Raw genomic sequence first — 17,346 nt, forward strand, 5'->3', positions numbered from 1 at the left:
TCTATGGAAGACTTCTACTCGCCGGTCGCTGAGTTTTACGATCTGGTTGGTCGCGCGCACTCTGCGGGTGAAACCGCGCTGCGTGAGCGGCTGTCGGCATTCACCGATATTCACGACCCGGTGCTGGATATCGGCGCTGGCACCGGACGAACGGTGCTGGCGATAGCCGAAACCGTGCCGCTGGTGGATATTCTGGCGGTGGAGCCAGCCCCGGCCATGCGCGCGGTGCTGACCCATTGCGTGGCGCAAAGGCCGGAGCTGCGGCGGCGCGTCACGATTATCCCGGACACGGTGGACAAGCTGCAGCTACCCGAGCGGCTGGGCGCGGTCGTGGCCTTCGGGGTGCTGGGACACCTGACGACGGAGGCGCGTCAGGCGCTGTGGTCAATATTGCTGCCGCGGCTCGCACCCGGCGCGCCGGTGTTCGTGGAGCTGCTGCCGGTCGAAAAACCGATGGTATTGCCGACGATGACGTTGGCCAGTGAAACGATCGGCCAGCGTCACTATCACGCGACCCTCGAGGGTGAGCCTGGACCCAACGACACCATGCTGCTGACTTCATGCTGGACGGTTAGCGGCGGACCCTGCGCCCCGCAGGTGATCCGTAACCGGAGCGTCTGGCATACCTTTGGTCTGGACGATCTCGCCCGCGAAACCGGGCTGCATGCTGAACGTCTGACTGCGCAGGCGGGGGTGCTGTATGTCTGAACCGATTGCCTCCCCCGATCGCCGTATCCTGCCGGAGGAGATGCGCTGGCCGGTGGCGTTGGCCGAGCGCTATACGCAACGCGGCTACTGGCAGCCGGAAACGCTCGGTCAGTTGATTCTGCAATGGCGGCAGTATGGTGACCGAACCGCCCTGATCGAACCGGGCCGCAGCTGGAGTTATCACCAGTTAATCAACCAGGCATGTCGTTTCGCCGGTGAACTCAGGCGGCGAGGGATGCAAAGCGGGGAAACGGTCGTTATTCAGTTGCCCAACGGGGCCGATTTCGTGGTGGCCTTGTTCGCGGCGATCCTCAACGGGGCGGTGCCCGTGCTGATGTTACCGGCTCACCGCCAGCGTGAAATCCTGCACGTGGTGGAGCTGGCGCAGGCGCGCTGGTTCCTGAGTGACGCCGAACAGGCGGGAATTGAGGCGCAGAGCCTGCGCGCTAAGGCACCCGACTGTCATAGCCTGCTCTCAACGGCGGAGCAGCGTTTTGCCGCCAGCCAGGCTCCGGCGATGGAGGAATTGCCCCCCGGCGATGCGCCCCAGCATATTGCTTTGCTGCTGCTTTCCGGCGGTACAACCGGCTTACCCAAGCTGATCCCCCGCACCCATGCCGATTATCACTACAACTTTCGCGCCAGCGCCGCGCTTTGCCACGTCCAGCCGGATGACCGTTACCTGGCCGTGCTTTCAATGGCGCATAACTTTCCCCTCGCCTGTCCGGGCATCCTCGGGATCTTTTCCCGCGGAGGCTGCGTGGTGGTCCCGGCCACCGTCGCCGCTGAGGATGCGTTTGACGCGATTCATCAGCACCGCGTGACGCTCACGGCGCTGGTCCCTTCGCTGGCAACGTTATGGCTGGAAGCGGCGGAGTGGGAACAACCCGACCTTAGCTCACTGAGGCTGGTTCAGGTGGGGGGCGCGAGGCTGGGAGCCGATGCCGCCCGCCAGCTGCTGGCCCGGTGGGGATGCCAGCTGCAGCAGGTGTTTGGCATGGCGGAAGGGCTGCTGAACTACACGCGACTGGATGACTCACCTGAGCTGATTGCCACCACGCAGGGCCGACCGCTATGCGACGATGATGAGATCCGGGTGGTTGACGAGCAGGGCCTGCCGGTGATTAGCGGACAGGCCGGGGAATTGCTGGTTCGCGGGCCTTACACCATCCGAGGCTACTATCGCGCGCCTGAACACAATCGTCGGGCGTTTGCCGCCGGGGGGTTCTACCGCAGCGGCGACCGGGTACGGCAGTTGCCAGGCGGCGAGCTGCTGGTGGAGGGGCGAACCCGCGACACGATCAACCGCCACGGGGAGTCGGTCGCCGCCGATGAAATCGAGGAGTGCCTGCGGGCGCATCCGCTGGTACGCGACGTGACGGTACTGGCGGATGCGGTCGGAGAGCAGCAAGAAGCGATCCATGCGGTCGTCATCGCCCATTCCCCTCTCACGCTGGCCGAGATGCGGGCGTTTCTTGAACAGCAGCAGGTCGCGCCATTTAAATGGCCGGATCGGCTGACGCTGGTTGATGCTTTCCCGCTGACGCCGATTGGCAAAATCAATAAACAAGCGCTGGCAGCCCGGCTGGCGGTTTAACTTTCAGGAGTCAACATGACGGATACACGCACCGAACTTCGACTCAACCTGCCTGCAGATCGGACGCTGGCCGCGATTGTCAGCCTTATCCGGCAGAATCCGACGGAGGATTACTATGTCTATGAGCGGCCACCATGCTGGTATGTGGGCCTGGGTAAACGGGCGAGTTTAACCCTTTCACCCGATGGCTCGCAGGCCATAACCGAAAGCGAAGAGGGCTGTCAGACAGCGCCCGTCACCTCATCGCTGGCGGATTACGCCCGTCAGTTCCGTGCGCAACATGCCAGCGCAGGACAACGCGTCTTCGGTATGGCCGGATTTAATTACGCGGCCTGCATTCGTGGGATCGCGTTTCCGGCCGGCGAGTGGCCACTGCTGTCTCTCCTGGTGCCGCGTGATGAACTGGTTTTTGACGCGGGGGAAGTGACGATCCTGGCGCAGAGTGCTGACCAATGCCAGCGCCTCGCCCGGCAATTACAGGACATCTTACCGGCACCGGCTGGCGGCGCGCTGCTGGCCGACCTGACCGCGCAGGGCAAAGATTATCAGCACCAGGTGACACGCGCGCTTGAAGAGATCGCCGCCGGCGAATACACCAAGGTGATTGTGTCGCGCGCTCTGGCGCTTGCCGAGCGCATCGACATGCCCGCTACCCTCTGGCGCGGGAGAATGTCCAATACCCCGGCACGCAGTTTCCTGCTGCAGCAGGGGGCGTTTGCCGCGACCGGTTTTAGCCCGGAGATGGTGGTGACGGTGGAGCAGGATATCGTCACCAGCGAACCTCTGGCTGGCACCCGCGCGCTATCCGGTTCGGCGGGTGAAGATGCTTACAATCGGGCTGAGCTGCAAAGCGATAGCAAAGAGATTGTGGAACACGTTATCTCGGTCAAAGCGGCGATTGGGGAGCTGGAAACGCTGTGCGTGCGTGACTCCGTGGCGGTCACCGACCTGATGTCGGTACGCGAAAGGGGGAGTGTGCAACATCTGGGATCTCAGGTGTGCGGCAAACTGGCGTCGGGGCGCGATGCCTGGGACGCTTTTGATGTGCTGTTCCCGGCGATCACCGCATCCGGTATTCCCAAGCTCCCGGCACTGGCTGCCATCCTCCGCCTGGAAGCGATGCCGCGTGAGCTTTACTCCGGCGCGATACTGATGCTGGAAGGCGATCGCTCGTTCGAGGCGGCACTGGTTCTGCGTAGCGCATTTCAGGATGCGCAGAGAAGCTGGATCCAGGCCGGAGCCGGGGTAATTGCTCAGTCGAACGCATTACGTGAGCTGACGGAGACCTGCGAAAAACTTTCCAGCGTGGCGCCTTACCTGGTGGTTTCGCAGGCGAAATGACGGATGACGCCTGACTCAACTGGCACGAGATCTATTGGTATTTTCTGGTTAATTAACCTGTTGCGGATGCGCCCTCTTCGGCTGAGGAGGGCGCGGCTATCATAGCGTCTGACCGGTTTGTTTGTTGCATGGGGAGAGTGTCAGGAAAGCGTCATCAATTGATAATGATTATTATTTACATATTTATAAACCCCAGTATGATGATTCCCTGAGTTTCGTTTCGGGAACTAAGCACCTGGCGAGTTCGCCAGCCGGGTACTTACAAAAGAGGGTTTTTTATGCAATCCACTCACCAGTTACATTCTCTGCAGCAGTTAACCGATATGGCGCACAAATGGGGCTACGACTACGAGCTGGCAAATACCAACTGCGCGGTTCGTCAGTCTGGCGAGTTTGAAGGGACAATCAAAACGGTCACGCTGCCCTACGGCGTCAACCTCTGTCTCAATGAGCTGACCGCCAACGGTGACGACCATCGCAGCGGCACGCTTCACCATTGTTTGACTATTTTACTGACGCTCGGCGGCGATGAACCCAACTATCATCTTGATGACGGCAGTCCGTTGCCGGCGGAAAGGGGCATGGCGAAGGTGATTGCTACCAAAGATCGTATGCGCCTGTGGTGCCGCAATCCGCGTGGACATCATTGCCGCAGCCTGGTGATTCAGGCGGCGCCGGATCGTATCAGCGATAAAGAGCTGGCGGATCAGGTCGAACGTATTTTGCAACGTAACCATGTCTTCAGCTTAATCATCCCGCAGTACACCATCGATCGGGCCAATGAGCTGTTTGGCTTTTGCGATAACTGCGTGATTGGTCGGCTACAGACCCATAGCTGCGTACTGGATCTGATGGCCCAGGTGCTGCGCGCGGCGAATCCGGATTTACCTCAGGTGGGGGTGATGGCGCCGCATCGCGATGTGACGCGGATGCTGAAAGTGCGGGATAAGCTGGTCACGGAACTGGACTGCAACCATTGCCTGTGTGACCTGGCGCGTGATGTTGGCATCAGCGTCAGCGCCCTGAAAAGTAAGTTCCAGGCGGTCATGGGGCAGTCGGTTTTCGCCTTCCTGCGCGACCAGCGCCTGACCCGTGCCCGCCAGGGATTAGAGTCAGAAGGGTGGACGGTAAAGCAGGCCGCCTACTATGTTGGTTATCAGCATCCCAGTAACTTTTCAACGGCCTATCGGCGCAAATTTGGTATGCCCCCGCGCGACTCTCTCAGCCTCTGACTGGCTGAAAACATAACTCATTTGGCTTTGCTCATAGCTGAGTTAACTAGGGTGTCGTATGACCACCCCCATATAATTGTGACAGATATAAAACGATTTTTTTTGTTTCTGTTTCAGCACCATGGGGATGGTCATGCGCACCAGTTCACACCAGCTTCGCTTAAAACAAAATCTACCTGCCACCATTAAACCGCTCTGCCTGCTGTGCGGTCTGGCGATTTCAGCCCCGGCTTTTACCGCGGAACAAACCACCGATAGCAAAAAAGAAGAAACCCTGGTGGTGACGGCCCGTAAGGTGAAAGAGGATCCGTTGAAAGTCCCGGTCAGCATGACCTTGTTCGATCGCCAGACGCTGGGCGATCGCCGCATTGATGATGTGGAGCACTTAATCCGTGACGTGCCAAACATCAGCTTCAGCTCGCTGGGGGATATGCGCTCAACCTATATGTCGATCCGTGGGGTCGGGCCGATGGCCCAGCCGCTCGGCTTTGATGATACGTCGGTCGTGACCTATATCGATGGCGTGCCGCAACCGGCCTTTGGTTCGGATCTGCGTTTCCTGGATGTTGAACGGATTGAAGTCCTGCGCGGCCCGCAGGGCACGGTGTTTGGACGCAATGCGCAGGCGGGGGCGATTAACATCACCACGCGCCAGCCTGGCGATACCTTTGAAGGCACATTGCGTGCGGAAGCGGGCCTGAACAGCGAATCCGAGAACGTGGGCCAGCTGACGGTTTCCGGGCCACTGATTGAGGACCGCCTGGGCGGGCGCTTCTCCGCCGCCTATTCCAACCTGGGCGCCGATGTGGATAACAAAGCGCCGGGTGGCAAGCTGGGCAAGGTGGAAACCGGGGTGTTCCGTGGTTCGCTGGTCTTCACCCCCGACGACCGTACCCGCTTCGTGCTGACCGGCAACTACGAGCGGGACAACAACACGCCGTCAAACTTCATTCTCAAAAATGGCCCGAACTTCCCCACGGTAGAGCTGACTCCTAAAGGCTGGGTCGATCGCGAGATTTCCGGTCTGTCATTAACCGCCAGCCGTCAGCTTGATCGGATGCAGTTCACCTCCGTATCCGCGGTGAACCATTACGATTTTAAAAACCTGACCAATAACTCCGAGGCGCTGACGTATAGCAAAGTGTTCGGTATGCCGACGTCGGCATTTATTCCAGCCACCGACTGGAGTACTTATGACGAAAGCCAGAACAGCCTGTACCAGGAGCTGCGCCTGAGTAGCCTCGATGACGCGGATATTGTCTGGGTCGGCGGCATCAACTATCTGCATGACAGCTACAAGCTGACCACCAAATATGATTCCGCGTTCTTCGCTTCCACCAACGGTACGCGTAACGGGGATTACACCACCAACAGCTATGCCGCTTTTGGCGAGGTGACGGTACCGCTGTTTGGCTCCGAGAAACTGAAAGGGACGTTAGGCGGTCGCTACACCCACGATCGTAAAAGCTATGAATCGCTGTATCGTTCCAACGGTTTCCCCGGGACGGTGGCCTCCTTCAATCAAAGCGGGGTGCTGAATTACGACATGGTGACAGGCCGCGCGGCGCTGAGTTATGACCTGACGGATGACTCGACGATCTATACCAGCGTCGCACGCGGCGCGAAAAGCGGCGGTTTCCCTAATTTTACCAACAACGCACCCAGCGGCTTGAAGGATGAGCCTTATAAGGATTCCTCCTCCTGGAGCTACGAGATCGGCAGCAAAAACCGTTTCCTGGACGGGCGTGCCGAACTGAACGCCTCGTTGTTCTATAACATCGTAAAAGATGAAAACCTGTTCGCGCTGGATTCCGCGTCATTCACCTTTGTGCCGAAGCCGATGGATACCCGTAACTATGGCGTGGAGCTGGAGGGCTCGCTGCAGTTGGCTGAGCACTGGAAGGTCAGCGGCGGGGCGGGTTACACCCATACGGAACTACGTAATGTTTCGGATGATGTCGCGGCCTCATCCGGCGCACGCGATGGCAACCGGGTACCGGCGGTACCGAAATTCAACACCAACCTGACGCTGCAATACTACGATTCTGCCGCCTGGCTGGGGCTGCCGGAAGCCAATATCTTCGCCCTGGCGCAGCATCAGTATGTCGGCAGTCGTGAAGCGGATGTCGGCAGCCACTTCAAGCTTGATGCCTACCAACTCTACAACGCCAAAGTGGGTCTGGAATTCTCCTCCTTTGATGTCTACGTCTTTGGTCAAAACCTGACGGATGAACGTCCGCAGTACATTGGTCTGTACTACGGCCCGGGCAGCGAGGCGGTCACCGTTGGACATGGACGTGTGTTGGGCGTCGGCACGCAAATAAAATTCTGATTACGCGCTGCGCCCGGATTGGTATCCGGGCGCGTCATTCAGTTTTCCCGGATGCAAATATGATGAAATTACGCCTGTCAGGGTGGCTGTTCCTGGGTGTGACAATGGCTCTGCCCGCCGCGCAGGCTGCCGCTGAGCGTACTCTCCGGGTGGTGATGTTGGGCAGCCAGAGCGAAACGCTCGATTACGGGCGCGCGCAAACCTATTACCCCTGGGTGGTGACCGGCAATGTCTGCGATGTGCTGGTGGCGGATAAACAGGGCAGTCCCGACTATCAGTTGAGTCGTGCCATTACCCCCAATCAGGATGCCACGCGCTGGATCGTCTCACTGCGTTCCGGGGTGCGCTTTTCCGATGGATCGCCGCTGACCGCTGATGATGCGCTGGCGAGCCTGCGCTTTCTGGCCGCCTCTCCCGGTTTTGCCGGATTCTTCAGCGATGTCGATATGCAGGCCAGCCATGTTGTTAATGCCGAAGCGCTGGAGCTGGTTCTTACCCGGCCACGTGCCGATCTGGTCACCACCGTGCTGACCGCCGCCAGTATGGTATGGAAACAGGGGCGGGGCGATGCGGCGATCCCGGTATGCAGCGGCCCGTATCAGGTCACCTCCTTCAATGCACAGAACGGGGCGTTGCTCAGCCGCAACCCTTATGCATGGCATCCTGCAGCGTGGTTTGATCGCATTGAAATTCGCCCGCTGGCCGATGCCACGGCGCGGGTGAACGCGCTGCTGAGCGGCGCGGCAGACTATGCCTTTGATATACCGGTCAGCAGCGCCCGCAGCGTAGACGGACGCCAGGGCTGGCAAATCATCCGCAGCGGTGTGGCGAATGCCAGCGGTTATTACTTTGCCATGAATACCAGGGTAAAACCGTTTGACGACGTTGAGGTCCGGCAGGCGCTGAAAACGCTGGTGAACCGTCAGCAGCTGCTTGATGTGGTCCTCGGCGGCTATGGCTATCGCGGGAATGACGTTTTCGGCCAGGGGCTCAGTGGTTTTGACAACCAGCTCCCTCAGCGCCAGACCGATGCTGCCGAGGCGCAGGCGCTGCTGCGCAAAAAAGGTATCACGCAGCTGACCTTGTTGACCGCCGATCTGACCCCAGGGCTGAACGACGCGGCAGAACTATTACGCCAGCAGCTGGCCGACGTGGGCGTTACCCTCAGGGTTGAGACGGTGGCTGCGGCTGATTATCTGGGGGATATTTCACGTCTCCATCAGGCGCAGATGTTATCGATGTATGCGTTAAATCGCCCCTTCCTGGCGGCGATCCCGATGCTGTTCGGTGATGACAACCCCTATAACTATGGCGGGTGGTATCCGGACGATTTTGCGGCAGGGGTTGAGCAGGCGCGTAAAACGCTCGATCCGCAGCGCCAACAGCAGCAACTCGACCAGTTACAACAACAGTTGTGGCAACAGGGGCCGTATTTGCTCTGGGGGTATCGCGATCAGCTTTCGGCGGCGGTGACGGCTTTGCAGGGCGTTGAACTCAACCAGGGGATCCCTCTGTTCCGCAGCGCCCGGATGGCGGCCGGCCAATGATGGCCAGATTTGTCCTCTGGCGTCTGCTCAGCACTCTGCTGCTGCTGTGGCTGGCGAGCATGTTGATCTTCTTCACCCTGGCGCTGGCGCCCGGAGATGCCGCAGTGCAGGCATTGGGCGAACGCGCCACCCCGCAGGCGTTGCAGACGCTACGGCATCAGTTCGGCCTCGATCGGCCCGTCGCCGCAAGATACTGGCAATGGCTTAGCGGTATTCTGCGCGGCGATCCCGGCATCTCTTTGACCAGCCAACAACCGGTAGCCGATATTATCGCTCCCGCCGCACGGCGGAGCGGGCTGCTGGCGCTGCTGGCCGCCTGCGGGATGCTGCTGCTGGGAGGCGCCGGCGGTGTACTGGCGGCGATGCATCGCGATCGCTGGCAGGACCGGCTGCTGTCATTCATCGCGATGAGTGGATTAAGCACCCCGGAATTTATTGTTGCTACGCTGATGATCCTGCTGTTGGCGGTTGGGGCGGGGTGGTTCCCGGCGGTATCCCTGCTGCCGGCTTCCGGCAATATCAGCGATCAGTGGTCGATTCTGGTTCTCCCCGCGTTGACTCTGGCACTGATCGGCGGCTGTTATTTGCTGCGTATGATACGCGCCTCGTTGATAAGGCTGACTACCGCGCCCAACATTCTTAGCGCCCGCCTTAACGGCGTGCGCGGGCTGACGCTGGTGGCCCGCCATTTGCTGCCTCAGGCCGCGGGGCCGCTGGCCCAGTTATTTGCCGCCAGTTTACCCTACCTGATTGGCGGCGCCGTGGTGGTGGAACGCGTATTTGGCTTTCCCGGCCTCGGCGAGCTGCTGCTGACGGCGCTGAATACCCGTGATGCCATTTTGCTTCAGGGGGTGGCGATGCTGCTGGCGCTGATTACCGCCCTGTGTTGGTTCGCGGCGGATATCCTGGCGGTCTGGCTCGATCCCTGGCGGAGGCGCTCGTGAGAATCGTCGCTTTATTGATGATTGCCCTGATTATCTGTAGTCCGTGGCTGGCCCCCTATAACCCACAGCGTAGCCTCGGTCTGGCCTGGCAACTGCCGGATGAAAGACTGTGGCTGGGCAGCGATGGCCTGGGGCGGGATGTCTTGAGCCGGCTGCTGAGCGGTGGTCGCAATATTCTGCTGTTCCCCCTGTTGTGCGCATTGTGCTCCTCATTTTTAGGCAGCCTGTGTGCGCTGCTGCTGGTTGCTTTGCCCGATCGCGGCAGAAGGCTGGTGGTGTTACTGGACCCGCTACTGTACATGCCCCCGCTGCTGGTACTGATTGGGGTGATCTATGCCTTTGGCAACGGGCAGGTCGCGCTGTTGATCGGGATTACGTTACTCAATATCCCTTTTACCCTGCGCTACGTACGTTCGCTGGCGGATCCCGTCCTCGATACCGGTTATGTCGAGGTCGCGCGTGCGGCAGGCGATGCGCTGCCGTTACTGTTATGGCGCGAAGTCCTGCCGGTGATTGTTCCCGGTATCCTGGCAGATGGGACAACCCGTTTAGTCGCTGCGATTTACCTGCTCGCCTCGGCCAGTTTTCTCGGTATCGCCACTCCCGGCGGGATCGACTGGGCGTCAATGGTGCGCGACGGGTTGCCCGGACTGATGCTCAATCCCTGGGCGGCGCTGTTACCTGCGCTTGGTATCGCGCTGGTGGTGGTGGCGATGAGTTTGCAGACTGACCGCTGGAGCAAGGGCTGATGCGTTGGGTGGTGCAGGTTTCCGGCCTGACGATCCGCAACCCGCAGGGCGATGCGGTGTTGCAGGACATTAACTTTGAGCTGGCCGCGGGTGGTTCGCTGGCGCTGATTGGCAGCAGCGGGGCAGGGAAAAGCACCCTTGGGCGCGCGCTGCTGGGTGACCTGACCTCCGGGCAGCGCCACGCCGGCGGGCAGATTATCTGCTGCGGGTGCGAGGTATTGCAGGCGACGCCTCGCCAGCTCCGGCAGCTCAGATTCAGGCATACCGCCTGGCTCGGCCAGGACCCGGCACAGGAGCTGACGCCAGGTATGTCGGTGCGGCGTCAGCTTAATGAATTTCATCATGGCGATGCCAACGCCATTAGCGAGGTGCTGGCTTCACTCGGATTGCCGCAGGATAACGCTTTCCTGCAACGTTTCCCCCACCAGCTTTCCGGCGGGCAGCGTCGTCGGGTCGCACTCGCTCGGGTGTTATTGAAGCGCCCGCAGCTCCTCATTCTCGATGAGCCCTTCGCCGGATTAGATCGGCGACATCGTGAGCAGATGATGGCGGAACTGCGTCAGTTACAGCGGCAATATCGCTTTGCCCTGTTGCTGATCGGTCACCAACTCAGCGCCGTGGCGGAGATAGCGCAGCGGATGCTGGTACTGCATAACGGGCAGCAGCTGGAATATGGCGACACCCGGCAGCTTTTCGCCGCTCCCAAAAGCCCGCTGCTGCGCGCGTGGTTGTCTCCTGTGACCTGGCCGCGACCGGTAGCCACTCAGGGTGAGCCACTGCTGCGGGTTTCGCGCTGGCATCCGGGGCATTCCCGACAGACCGCGTTGCCAGAGCTGAGTTTCGCGCTGCATCCGGGGCAGTGCCTTGCTGTCACCGGGCCATCCGGCATTGGCAAAAGCACCCTCGCGCGATCGCTGGCGGGTCTAAATCCACCCCATCAGGGCGCTATCACCCTTGGCGATCGACCGCTGGCGAGCGATGTGCGCCGGCGCTCTCGCGAACAGCAGCGCGCCATCGCGCTGGTGCCTCAGGACCCAGCCCATTCGCTGCACCCGCTACGCAGCGTTGGACAACAGCTACAGCAGGCGCTCGATCGGTACCGATTATCCCATCCAGGCAGCGTGGCCGCGCTGCTGCACCAGGTCGGACTGCCCGGCGCTTACGCCCGCCGCTTGCCACGAGAGCTCTCTGGCGGCGAACAGCAGCGCGTGGCGCTGGCGCGTGCGCTGGCAGGTCAGCCCAGCGTGCTTATCTGCGATGAAGTGACCTCGGCGCTGGATGTGCTCAGCACCCGCACGATTCTGCAACTGCTGAGTCAGCTACTGACGCAGGGCATGGCAGTGCTTTTTATTACCCATGATTTACCGGCAGCCAGACAGATTTGCACCGCAGGTCTGCATCTCAGCAGCGATGACGCTGATTCAGGCGCGGTGTTTGACAAGGAGATTTGTGATGACTTCAACATGCGAGACTGAACCTCAGCAGGCCGGGCTATTACGACCGGTTCGCGGCTGGATTGCGCTGGCGGTGGTACTTCAGGTGGGTTCATCGGCGCTGGTGCTGGCCCCGCTGATTGGTCTGACTGAACTGGCGCGGGTGCTGATGAGCGCGCAGGCAGATCGCGCGGCCCTGGCCTGGCATATCGTGAAAATATCCGCTTTCTGCCTGGGCGGAGGATTGGCGTTGCGCGGGCTGGCCGATCTCACGACGCACCTCGCTGATAATGCGTTCTCCTTGTGGCTGCGCCGCCAGTTAGCGCGTCGTATGGCGCACGCGCCGCTCAGTTGGTTCAGCGCCAACAGCAGCGGCAGGATTAAGCAGGGTATGCAGGATGACGTGACCGCCATTCATCACCTGGTGGCGCACTCCTATCTGAATCTGGCAAACGCCGCCGCCACCCTTCTGTGCGTCTACGGCTACCTGCTGTTCATCGATTGGCGGATGACGCTGATTACCTTGATTCCGCTACCGTTCTTTTTTCTGCTCTATCGCCAGATTATGCGTGCCAGTCAGGCCAAAATGGCGGAATACGGCCAGGAGCTGGAGCAGGTCAATCGCTCGGTGGTGGAGTTTGTCCAGGGCATTCCGGTGGTGAAAACCTTCGGCCAGCATGGCGTTGCTCATCAGGCATATCGCCGGGCGGTAGACAGCTTTCGCGATTTCTTTCTCGACTGGGTGCGCCCGCTGATCAAACCGGAAAGTCTCTCAGGGGTGATTATCGCGCCGATCACCTTGTTGCTGTTGGTGCTGGTTGGCGGCGTCACCTTTATTCATTTCGGCTGGATGGATATCTGGCAACTCCTGCCGTTTGCGGTGCTGGGGCTGGGGATCTCGGTGCCTATTGGCACGTTAAGCAGCAGCGCACAGTCGCTGCAGATGGCGAAGGGGGCTTTTGCTCGCCTGGCCGGGTTACTGGCGATCCCTCAACAAAAGGAGCCGGAGCGGGTGATGCTCAATGCGGGCAGCCAGGTGCGTTTTGATCGCGTCAGCTTCAGCTACGGGCCCGATCGCCAGATTCTGCATGACATATCGCTGAGGCTGGAACCCGGTACGGTAACGGCGCTGGTTGGCGCATCCGGAGCGGGCAAATCAACGCTGGCGAAGTTACTCCTGCGCTTTGCCGAACCCGACGCTGGGCGGATTATGCTGGGGGGTGTCGATCTGGCGAATATCGCGACCGACCATCTCTATCGCCAGATTGGCTGTGTCTTTCAGGAGGTACGACTGCTGCGACTGAGCATCAGAGACAACATTGCCCTGGGTCATCCGCAGGCAACCGATCGGCAAGTGATTGCCGCGGCGCAGGCAGCCAATATCCATCAACGCATTCTGCAATTGCCGCGCGGCTATCAGTCGGTCTATGGCGAAGATGCCCGCCTGTCGGGCGGGGAAGCGCAGCGCCTGAGTATTGCCAGAGCGCTACTCAAGGAGCCGCAGCTGCTGGTGCTGGATGAAGCCACGGCACAGGCTGATGCCGAATCAGAAGCCGCCATTCAGGACACGCTCTCCCGGCTCATTTCTCAACAGGGTAACCGCTCGCTGCTGGTGGTGGCTCACCGCCTCGCGACGGTGGTTAACGCCGATAATATCGTGGTGCTGGCGCAGGGACGTATTGCGGAACAGGGAACGCATAGCCAGCTGCTGGCTAACAAGGGGGAATACGCGCGTCTGTGGCAGGCGCAGTTCTCACCATCAAAGGAGGAGGTATGCTGCTGACCCGTCTCTCGTCACTGCTGGGCAATGATAACGCCAGGGTTCTGCGACGTTACCTGATCCTGATGGTGCTTTTCTGCCTGGTGCAGGGGATCGCTTTTGCGATGGTCGTGCCGATCGTCCAGGCGCTATTGCAGGCTGATATCACGCGGGCGACATGGTGGTTATTGCCGCTCACGCTGGGTACGCTGCTCGCCTGGTATCTTAACTACGTTGCCTCGTTGGGCGGCTTCAAGGTGGCCATCGCGCTACTGAATACCTTACGTCACCGCATTGGCGACCATGTGGTGACTCTGCCGCTGGGCTGGTTTAGTCCCGCCAATACCAGCCAGCTTGGCGTGCTGCTCAGTCAGGGGGTGATGGAAATCCTGGGGCTGCCCGCCCATCAATTAAGCCCGTTAATGCGCGCCACCTTGACACCGCTGGTGGTGGTGGCGATTACCTTTTTCTTCGACTGGCGTATCGCGCTGATCGCGCTGGTGATTTTTCCGCTGGTGGCGCTGGTTTACTGGTGGGCGGGCAGGCTGGGTCGCGCCGCGGACGAAGCCGTTCACCATGCCACGGCAGAAGCCAGCGAACGTATGCTTGAGTTTGCGCAGAACCAAATGGTGTTGCGGACTCACGGCTGCGGCGAACAGGGACATGCCAATTTTGATGCGGCCTTAGTGGCGCAAAATCGGGCCAGTAAACGCCAGCTGTGGCTGGTGCTGCCGCCGTTACTGGCGAACTCCTGGCTGGCGCAGCTCAGTTTCCTGACGTTGATGGCCAGCGTCACCTGGCTGGGGCTGGCCGATAACGATCCGCAGCAGCTGGTCACGCTGCTGGCGCTGCTGGTGCTGATTAACCGGGTGATTGATCCCCTTACCGAAGTGGCCGCCTATGGTTCCGGGATCCGTATGGCTTCTGCCCAAATGGATGCGGTGGAACGGGTACTGGCCGAGCAACCGTTGCCGCAGGCCGACGATCCGCAGCCATACAGCGGCGAGGCCAGCATTCAGCTGCATAACGTGACTTTTGGCTATCAACCCGAGCGGCCGATCCTGAAAAATGTGTCGGTTACGCTGCCCGCCAACACCACCACGGCGCTGGTGGGCCTCTCTGGCGCCGGTAAAACCACCCTTATGCGTTTGATCGCGCGTTTCTTTGATCCCGACGGCGGCAGCATTACGCTGGGAGGCACCGATCTGCGCCAGTTAAGCAGTCGCGAGCACATGTCGCTGATCGCGCCAGTCTTTCAGGACAATTATCTGTTCAGCGGCACCCTGCGGGAAAACGTATTGATTGGCAATCCGCACGCCGATGCGCAGGAAATTGCGCAGGTGGTCAGGCTGGCGCGGCTGGACGAGCTGCTGCAACGTCTGCCGGATGGCTGGCAAAGTCAGGTTGGCGAGGGCGGCGGCCTGCTTTCCGGCGGTGAACGCCAGCGTGTCGCCATCGCTCGCGCATTGTTGAAAAACGCGCCGATATTGCTGCTGGATGAGGCTACCGGCGCTCTTGACGCAGAGAATCAGTCCGCGATCGCCGCCGGATTACAGTCTCTGCACCATCGCTGTACGTTGCTGGTCATTGCCCATCAGCTCTCGACCATCCAAAACGCTGACCAGATTCTGGTGCTGGATCGGCAGCACATTATCGAACAGGGCAACCATCAGCAATTACTGGCCGCAGGCGGTCGCTATGCCGATTTCTGGCAGGCGCGTAACCGTGCTGAAGGCTGGCGTCTGCAATAAACCGGGGAGGTAACGATGTCCGAAGCGATTATCAACAGTGAACAGGCCGCGCAGTTTTGGCCGCTGCCTGACGTGGATCTGACCAATCTGGACCTGTTCAGCCGCGGGTTTCCACATCAGGTATTCACCGACCTGCGTCGCCACCACGGGGCATTGTTCCATCCCCGGACGGCGCTAACGCCCGATGGCGAAGGATTTTGGGTATTTACGCGCTATCACGACATTGCGGCCATCGCGAAAGATAACGACACCTTCTCCTCCGCCGGTGGCGGCGATCGGCAGGGCGGGGGCACCATGATTGAGGATTTGCCGCGGGAAATGGGGCCGGGATCGGTAATCAATATGATGGACGATCCGCGCCATAAGGCGCTACGCAGATTGATTGCTCCGGCCATCACCAATGCCCGTGTGGCGGCGATGGAGGATGTTCTGTTTGCCGCAGCAGGGGCTGCCGTACAGGCCGCGCTCCAGCAGGAACGTGTCGATTTCGTCTCTGCCATCGCGGCAGAGCTGCCGCTGTTTGCTATCGCCAGTTTAGTCGGTATCCCACACGACGATCGCCATCAGATTTTTGCGTGGATTAACGCCGTGCTGGACTATTCGGACCGTCAGTTGGGGGAAACCAGCATCAGTAGCCAGCAGGGGATGAAGAACTTTATGGCCTACGGGCATAAGTTCGTCGAAGAGAAACGCCAGAACCCAGGCAGCGATATTGTGTCGCTGGCCGTGACAGGCGAGCTACCCAAAGGGCTGGGAAAACTGACGCCGCTGGAGCAGTTGATGGTCTTCAGCGTGGTTATGGTGGCGGGGCTGGAAACCACGCGTAACGCCATTGCCGGCGGTATTCTGGCATTTATTCACCATCCAGAGCAGTGGCTGCGCCTGCAACAGGACGGCGGCCTGATGAATTCAGCGCTCGACGAAATACTGCGTTGGACTTCACCGACCCCCTATAACCGTCGAACGGCAACGCGCGATGTGACTATCGGCGATCGGCTGATTCGCCGTGGGGAGAAAGTCACGTTATGGTGGGCGTCGGCCAACCGGGATGATGCTTATTATGAGCAACCTTTTGCGTTCGATATTGGCCGCCAGAAAAATCTGCATATGGCATTTGGGGGCGGGGGACATAGCTGTCTTGGCGCTCAGCTGGCGAGGCTGGAAATGCGCGTTATTTTGCACCACCTGCTGGAGCAGGTGGATGGCTTCAGGCTGGATGGCGATGTTAATTGGGTGCGCAGCAATAAGCACACCGGGATTCGCAGTATGCCGGTGCGGTTTGTTAAGCGTTACTGAGAAATATTACTGCGGAAAGAGTACAGGACGACGAGGCAGATACCAGGGACGCGAACCGCCTGGATGAGCTAAAAGATACAGACCGTGATAATCGGAAACTTTGAATAGGTTTGCGGATGGTTTTAAGCTGCGGATTTTTGTGTCGCCAGGAGATATCAGGGGTTATTCCGTTATCGAACTCGCCTGACCTCAGATTCTCCCGACGCGGAGGAAAACTGCAAATGCATCGGGAAGACTTTCACGCTGGCTTTTTGAATTCGAATTAAACAGGGATTCGCAAAGCGGCATGAAAACAAGAATTTGGCTCCTCTGACTGGACTCGAACCAGTGACATACGGATTAACAGTCCGCCGTTCTACCGACTGAACTACAGAGGAATCGTGTGAACGGGGCGCATATTAACGGCGGCGCTCCACCTTGTCAAAGGCTGAATCATCGGAATGAGTTTGACTGCTGACAATTTCAGCAGTCGGGTGATGTTCACGCAGTTTTACGCCGCTGCGCACCGCGATGGTGCAAATGTACCCCTAATGGGGCATATCGTAATCTGCTTACCGGGCAAAAAAATCCCCTGCAGCAATCGGAATCGCTTATTACGCCGCGTCCGGCGGCTTTTACGCCGGGCAGAATAAAACTGGCAAGTAAATTGCAAAACCT

Annotated in this window: 12 protein-coding genes, 1 tRNA gene and 1 pseudogene; 12 read left to right on the forward strand and 2 right to left on the reverse strand. The window is 59.7% G+C overall.

All coding sequences use genetic code 11. The annotated features are described in order from the left end of the window. Positions 1–3: 3 nt before the first annotated feature. From NWP14_RS00295 to NWP14_RS00350, 12 genes are all read left to right on the forward strand, one after another. Entirely contained in the window at positions 4–708 is a 705-nt protein-coding gene (locus tag NWP14_RS00295; protein ID WP_375214555.1) for a class I SAM-dependent methyltransferase, read from the forward strand. Beyond that, positions 701–2,305 carry a (2,3-dihydroxybenzoyl)adenylate synthase gene (locus NWP14_RS00300; RefSeq protein ID WP_375214556.1) on the forward strand — a complete coding sequence of 535 codons (1,605 nt, stop codon included), beginning with the start codon at positions 701–703 and terminating at the stop codon, positions 2,303–2,305. The genes NWP14_RS00295 and NWP14_RS00300 overlap by 8 nt, the downstream gene beginning before the upstream one ends. A gap of 15 nt (positions 2,306–2,320) precedes the next feature. Continuing rightward, positions 2,321–3,646, forward strand: coding sequence for a salicylate synthase (locus tag NWP14_RS00305; RefSeq protein ID WP_375214557.1), 1,326 nt, complete (start codon positions 2,321–2,323; stop codon positions 3,644–3,646). A 278-nt stretch (positions 3,647–3,924) separates the two neighbouring features. After that, positions 3,925–4,878 (forward strand): AraC family transcriptional regulator, encoded by a 954-nt coding sequence (locus NWP14_RS00310; protein WP_346431142.1) that lies wholly within the window; start codon positions 3,925–3,927, stop codon positions 4,876–4,878. A gap of 133 nt (positions 4,879–5,011) precedes the next feature. After that, a complete protein-coding gene (locus NWP14_RS00315) occupies positions 5,012–7,210 on the forward strand; it encodes a TonB-dependent receptor (protein ID WP_375214558.1) in 2,199 nt (732 codons plus the stop codon). Positions 7,211–7,269: 59 nt separating this feature from the next. Beyond that, positions 7,270–8,757, forward strand: a complete 1,488-nt coding sequence (locus NWP14_RS00320) for an ABC transporter substrate-binding protein (protein WP_375214559.1) — start codon at positions 7,270–7,272, stop codon at positions 8,755–8,757. Further along, the gene (locus tag NWP14_RS00325; protein WP_375214560.1) at positions 8,754–9,701 is read left to right on the forward strand and encodes an ABC transporter permease; all 948 of its coding nucleotides are present in this window, start codon (positions 8,754–8,756) and stop codon (positions 9,699–9,701) included. The genes NWP14_RS00320 and NWP14_RS00325 overlap by 4 nt, the downstream gene beginning before the upstream one ends. Beyond that, positions 9,698–10,450 (forward strand): ABC transporter permease, encoded by a 753-nt coding sequence (locus tag NWP14_RS00330; protein WP_095101267.1) that lies wholly within the window; start codon positions 9,698–9,700, stop codon positions 10,448–10,450. Before NWP14_RS00325 ends, NWP14_RS00330 begins: the two co-directional genes overlap by 4 nt. Further along, entirely contained in the window at positions 10,450–11,925 is a 1,476-nt protein-coding gene (locus NWP14_RS00335; protein WP_375214561.1) for an ABC transporter ATP-binding protein, read from the forward strand. Before NWP14_RS00330 ends, NWP14_RS00335 begins: the two co-directional genes overlap by 1 nt. After that, on the forward strand, positions 11,903–13,666 hold the full coding sequence (locus NWP14_RS00340; RefSeq protein WP_375214562.1) for an ABC transporter ATP-binding protein: 1,764 nt from the start codon (positions 11,903–11,905) through the stop codon (positions 13,664–13,666). Before NWP14_RS00335 ends, NWP14_RS00340 begins: the two co-directional genes overlap by 23 nt. After that, positions 13,657–15,393 (forward strand): ABC transporter ATP-binding protein, encoded by a 1,737-nt coding sequence (locus NWP14_RS00345; protein WP_095101273.1) that lies wholly within the window; start codon positions 13,657–13,659, stop codon positions 15,391–15,393. The genes NWP14_RS00340 and NWP14_RS00345 overlap by 10 nt, the downstream gene beginning before the upstream one ends. A 15-nt stretch (positions 15,394–15,408) precedes the next feature. Next, entirely contained in the window at positions 15,409–16,689 is a 1,281-nt protein-coding gene (locus NWP14_RS00350; protein WP_346431150.1) for a cytochrome P450, read from the forward strand. A gap of 27 nt (positions 16,690–16,716) precedes the next feature. Here the strand turns inward: NWP14_RS00350 and NWP14_RS00355 are convergent. Next, positions 16,717–16,845 (reverse strand): annotated as a pseudogene (locus tag NWP14_RS00355) (integrase); the annotation flags it as partial. Between the two features lie 145 nt (positions 16,846–16,990). Further along, a tRNA-Asn gene (locus NWP14_RS00360) sits at positions 16,991–17,066 on the reverse strand. Between the last annotated feature and the right edge of the window lie 280 nt (positions 17,067–17,346).

The sequence above is a fragment of the Klebsiella sp. C349492 genome, assembly GCF_042055345.1.
Classification (GTDB): domain Bacteria; phylum Pseudomonadota; class Gammaproteobacteria; order Enterobacterales; family Enterobacteriaceae; genus Klebsiella; species Klebsiella scottii.

Coding starts and splice junctions, on each gene's coding strand:
- NWP14_RS00320 (WP_375214559.1), top strand. CDS start 7,270: ATGATGAAATTACGCCTGTCAGGGTGGCTGTTCCTGGGTGTGACAATG.
- NWP14_RS00305 (WP_375214557.1), top strand. CDS start 2,321: ATGACGGATACACGCACCGAACTTCGACTCAACCTGCCTGCAGATCGG.
- NWP14_RS00325 (WP_375214560.1), top strand. CDS start 8,754: ATGATGGCCAGATTTGTCCTCTGGCGTCTGCTCAGCACTCTGCTGCTG.
- NWP14_RS00295 (WP_375214555.1), top strand. CDS start 4: ATGGAAGACTTCTACTCGCCGGTCGCTGAGTTTTACGATCTGGTTGGT.
- NWP14_RS00335 (WP_375214561.1), top strand. CDS start 10,450: ATGCGTTGGGTGGTGCAGGTTTCCGGCCTGACGATCCGCAACCCGCAG.
- NWP14_RS00340 (WP_375214562.1), top strand. CDS start 11,903: ATGACTTCAACATGCGAGACTGAACCTCAGCAGGCCGGGCTATTACGA.
- NWP14_RS00315 (WP_375214558.1), top strand. CDS start 5,012: ATGCGCACCAGTTCACACCAGCTTCGCTTAAAACAAAATCTACCTGCC.
- NWP14_RS00300 (WP_375214556.1), top strand. CDS start 701: ATGTCTGAACCGATTGCCTCCCCCGATCGCCGTATCCTGCCGGAGGAG.
- NWP14_RS00310 (WP_346431142.1), top strand. CDS start 3,925: ATGCAATCCACTCACCAGTTACATTCTCTGCAGCAGTTAACCGATATG.
- NWP14_RS00345 (WP_095101273.1), top strand. CDS start 13,657: ATGCTGCTGACCCGTCTCTCGTCACTGCTGGGCAATGATAACGCCAGG.
- NWP14_RS00350 (WP_346431150.1), top strand. CDS start 15,409: ATGTCCGAAGCGATTATCAACAGTGAACAGGCCGCGCAGTTTTGGCCG.